Annotated in this window: 5 protein-coding genes; 2 read left to right on the top strand and 3 right to left on the bottom strand. The window is 62.1% G+C overall.

Annotated features, from left to right (window positions below):
• Positions 1-475: 475 nt before the first annotated feature.
• Positions 476-1,354 (top strand): FadR/GntR family transcriptional regulator, encoded by an 879-nt coding sequence (locus H276_RS0122290; protein WP_019973489.1) that lies wholly within the window; start codon positions 476-478, stop codon positions 1,352-1,354.
• Positions 1,351-2,073 carry a cache domain-containing protein gene (locus H276_RS0122285; RefSeq protein ID WP_019973488.1) on the top strand — a complete coding sequence of 241 codons (723 nt, stop codon included), beginning with the start codon at positions 1,351-1,353 and terminating at the stop codon, positions 2,071-2,073. The genes H276_RS0122290 and H276_RS0122285 overlap by 4 nt, the downstream gene beginning before the upstream one ends.
• Before the next feature lie 43 nt (positions 2,074-2,116).
• On the opposite strand, the gene H276_RS0122280 is transcribed toward H276_RS0122285, so the two are convergent.
• The 3 genes from H276_RS0122280 to H276_RS0122270 all read right to left on the bottom strand — a co-directional run bounded on the left by H276_RS0122280 (position 2,117) and on the right by H276_RS0122270 (position 4,238).
• The gene (locus H276_RS0122280) at positions 2,117-3,142 is read right to left on the bottom strand and encodes an ATP-dependent 6-phosphofructokinase (protein ID WP_019973487.1); all 1,026 of its coding nucleotides are present in this window, start codon (positions 3,140-3,142) and stop codon (positions 2,117-2,119) included.
• Positions 3,143-3,397: 255 nt separating this feature from the next.
• Positions 3,398-3,760 (bottom strand): cupin domain-containing protein, encoded by a 363-nt coding sequence (locus tag H276_RS0122275; RefSeq protein ID WP_019973486.1) that lies wholly within the window; start codon positions 3,758-3,760, stop codon positions 3,398-3,400.
• A gap of 115 nt (positions 3,761-3,875) precedes the next feature.
• A complete protein-coding gene (locus H276_RS0122270; protein ID WP_019973485.1) occupies positions 3,876-4,238 on the bottom strand; it encodes a cupin domain-containing protein in 363 nt (120 codons plus the stop codon).
• Positions 4,239-4,382 lie beyond the last annotated feature (144 nt).

Raw genomic sequence — 4,382 nt, 5'->3', positions numbered from 1 at the left:
AGCTGCTCTGCATTGACTTTGGCCGTGGTATTCGTGATCTCGTCCACGACAAGGGACAGATTGTTCGCGATACTGTCCCGGTTTACTTCCGAGGCAGATCCGCTCCCGACGGCCGTGCTTGCCGTCTGACTCATAGTGCCCCTTTCATTCTGCGATCAGGCCCGTAGCGGCCGAACAGATGCTTTCTGGTCGTCCTCCATGATTCCGAAGCAAGCGGGTGGGGGTAACACTGTTTTCTGACGGTTCTCACTACACTTTAGGATTGGTCGGAAGCCCCCACTCGGATGGACCGGCCGGAGCTGGGTGCAGCTACCGGCTGTGGCTGAGCACGTTAAACCGGCATCGACCACGTCGTCGCCGTCAAGGGTGCTACCAGCGCCAACACCGGAAATCGCGGATATATCCAGCCCATGTCCAGCGGCCAGGTTGGCTAGGATCGACTCACCCCGTAGTCAATGTTCCGGAGCGCAGACTTTTGGCCACGCCGACCCCCTTCCAATCGCAGATTTATCGGTCCCTGCCGGAAATCGAGCGGGCCGACGCGATTGTCGACAGAATCTCCAAGGCGATTGCCCTCGGGCTGCTCAAAGTAGGTGAACGCTTGCCCCCAGAGGCCGCACTCTCGGAGATGTTCGGGGTCGGCGGCGCGACCCTTCGCGAAGCCTTGTCGGAACTCCGGGAGCGAGGAGTCGTCGAGACTCGCAGAGGCCGGAGCGGGGGAACCTTTGTCGTCAATCAGCCCGAGCCTCAGACCGACATCATGCAGGATTGGTTTCTTTCGACGTCTATTTCGGAAATCCGCGACATCGGAGACGAGCATTCCGCCATAGCCGCCGCGACCATCCGCCTGGCATGTGAGCGCGCGGAAGCACACGACTTCGACCGTCTTCAGGAACTTGCCCGGGCCTTGGTTCTGGCCGAAACCCCTGAAACCCGCGCATCTGCTGACAGCCGCTTCCACATCGAGTTGGCGGTGTCCGCGCAATCACCGAGGCTTGCCAATGCCGAAATCCGCCTTCAGGAAGAAACAGTTCGACAGCTGTGGGCCCCCTTCACCGTGACGGAGGGATATGACCCTGAACGGGCAACCGCCGAGCATTTGGAACTGGTCCGGGCGGTGGCTCAGGACCAGCCCGAGAGGGCCCAGAAACTGGCCCTGGAACACATCAGGCGAAACATCTTCCACCTGATTGATACGAAACTCGTCCTCGGCTATGCCCAGTCGAGATCGAGAACCCCCCCAGCCTCACCCGATATCGGTTCCTCCTCTGAGGCCACGGCGCGTTCGACGACGAGCTCGTCCCCTCAGGCATCGGCATCGTCCACTAGGCCAACAATCCAGGAGGGCCAATGAACTCCACCACCGAAGTCGCGCATGCTGCCGATGCCCTCACTTCGTGGATCAGCGGTGTTTCCACCGAGATCAAGAACTTGGCCACAGACGTTGCCGCGTTGCTTGACCGAAATCTCGCGGGCAAGTCCAAGGTCAGCCGGGCGGCGCTGACCGGATTGGACGAACTCTCACAGAAGTTCCTGACGAAGAACACCTTCGCTGTCGGCGCCGGAACCTTCTTCGCCGCGGCCTCCGTCGAGGAGGGCGGCCACGCTTTCGAATGGTGGTTCCGCAAGGCATCCGGTGCCCTTGCAAGACTGGATTTTGACATGACTCCAGGCAGCGCCCGGTACTACGACTACGAAAAGCTGCCGTTCTTCTCGACCGCCGCTGCCACAGGGGAGCAGACTGTCTGGGGCCCGTACATCGACTACTCGGGCTTCGAGGAGTACATCGTTACGTTCATGGCGCCGTTCTCGGTCCATGGACACTTTACGGGCGTGGCAGGGTGCGACATCCGGCTCACGGACCTGGAACCGATCATCATGCCGAATCTGCTTCTGATCCCGGGCGATGCCGCCCTCGTCAACGCCAGCAATCGCGTCATCCTCGGCAACTCCGGGATGTACCTGGTGGGTGAGCGAATCAAATCCGGATCGCCGGACCAGCATCGAGTAACTCTCGACGTTCCGCACCTGGGGCTGTCACTGATTTACAGCACCAACCGTCAGACCCCCTGAACGCGGAAGGCGCAGAGGCGGTCCCCAACGGGCTCGGATCAGCTCAGCCGAACAGGAATGCGGCTTCGTCGTAGCGCTTTTGTGAAACGGCCTTGAGGTTGCCAAGAGCTTCTTCGAAGCTCACCTGCTCGATCTCCGTGCCTTTCAGCGCGACCATGGTGCCCCAGACGCCGTCGACCACAGAGTCGATGGCCGCCATACCCAGCCGGGTGGCCAGAACCCGGTCGAAGGCGGTGGGCACGCCGCCGCGCTGAATGTGGCCCAGGATGGTGGCGCGGGTTTCGATGCCGGTGCGGCTTTCGATCTCCGGGGCCAGCTGGTCTGCGATCCCACCGAGCCGGGGACGGCCGAAGGCGTCCAGCCCACGCTCGGAGTGCGGGGATTCCATGTGCTCCGGAACAAACCCCTCGGCCACCACTACCAGCGGTGCCCGCCCGCGGGAGTGGGCTCCCTTCACCCACTGGGTGATTTGATCGATGCTGATCTTCTGTTCTGGTATGAGGATGGCGTGGGCGCCGGCCGCCATGCCGGCGTGCAGCGCGATCCAGCCTGCGTGACGGCCCATCACCTCGGCGATGATGCATCGGTGGTGCGATTCGCCGGTGGTGCGCAGCCGGTCGATTGCTTCCGTGGCGATCTGCACTGCGGTGTCGAAACCGAAGGTGTAATCGGTGGCATCAAGGTCGTTGTCCACGGTCTTCGGGACACCGACGATCTTCAGGCCCGCGTCGGTCAAGCGCTTGGCGGCAGTCAAGGTTCCCTCACCGCCGATGGCGATGATCGCGTCGATGCCCAGCCGGTCCATATGCGCTTTGATGACCTCAGGGCCGCCGCCGTTTTCGAACGGGTTGGTGCGCGAGGTGCCAAGAATGGTGCCGCCTTGTTTGGCGATACCGCGGACCATCGTGCGCGGGATATCGATGATGTCGCCCTCGACCACGCCGCGCCAGCCGTCAAGAAATCCAACGAACTCGAGACCGTAGACGGCAATGCCTTTAATCACGGCGGCGCGGATGACCGCGTTCAATCCGGGGCAGTCGCCACCGCTGGTGAGGATTCCGATTTTCATGTTCGTCTCAGATCGTAGGAGAGGGTTTACAGGAGCGCGTCACGCCCCACGATCATCACGCCAGCGGCGGGCAAAATCTGTCTAACGTCAAGGGAGGCCGTGCGATAACGAGTGATGGCATCTTTGCGCCAGTAGCGAGGTTCGGTCGCGTCGTCTGCCCCTCATGGGGAACGTGGAGGCGCCGGTCCCCCCGCGGCGGTCCCAGTCGAGCTTGTCAGGCCGGGGGCGTGCCCTCCGGCCTGACAAGCAACTGACTTAGGCCGCGTAGACCACGAAGAACTTGCGGATCCGCTCCTGGATCTCCCAGGTTCCCTTCCACCCGATGGGGAAGAAGGCAGCAGACCCAGCCTCGAGGGTGACGGGCTCGCCGCCATCCTGAGTGACGATCATGCGCCCTTCGAGGACGTGGATGATTTCACCCCGCTCGACAAACTCCCAGCGGGACAGACCCGGCTGGGCCTCCCAGACGCCGGAACGGATGCCGTGATCCTCGTCGATGAACGGGACAGAAGAACGGACTCCGATCGGGTCGCCCAGCACCTCAGCGGAGGGCTGGCCGAGCAGGGTCTCTTCGAGCTTCTCCTCGAAGCGGTCGACGGGCCGGAACGTTTCGGTCATTGAATCTACCTTTCTGTTTTCTATTTTCTGTATCCAGGCATGGATACCCGTGGCGATCCCAATCGCGCACCGACAGGCCCCGGGGTTGTCCCCCTGGGCCTGACAGTGCTCTGGGTTAGGCCGCGAAGATCACGAAGAACTTGCGGATCCGCTCCTGGATCTCCCAGGTTCCCTTCCACCCGATGGGGAAGAAGGCAGCAGATCCAGCTTCCACGGTAACGGGCTCGCCGCCATCCTCGGTAACGACCATGCGGCCTTCGAGGACGTGGATCGATTCGCCCCGGTCCAAGAACTCCCAGCGTGAGAGACCAGGGTTGGCCTCCCAGACGCCGGAGAGAATGCGAGCGTCGTCGCTCTTGAAGGGAATGGCGATTCGTGTCGGGATCTCGTCACCAATCACCTCGGCCAAAGGCGGAGCCAGCAGGGCTTCGTCGAGTTTCCCCTCGAAGAGTTCTGCGGGCCGGAAGGTTTCGGTCATTGGGTTCAGCTTTCTGCTGTCTGTGGGGAACTGAGGTGTGTGTGGGTTGGTCAGGGTTGGGTCATTCGAGGTTGGCGTGGCGCGTCCAGAGTTCCTCGGCCTCGATATCGGTGTGGTCCCACAGCGACTGGAACACGGCCTCGG

The organism is Mycobacterium sp. 141, assembly GCF_000382405.1.
GTDB lineage: Bacteria > Actinomycetota > Actinomycetes > Mycobacteriales > Mycobacteriaceae > Mycobacterium.
The sequence above is the reverse complement of the archived record's forward strand: the minus strand, read 5'-3'. Positions and strand labels throughout refer to the sequence as shown.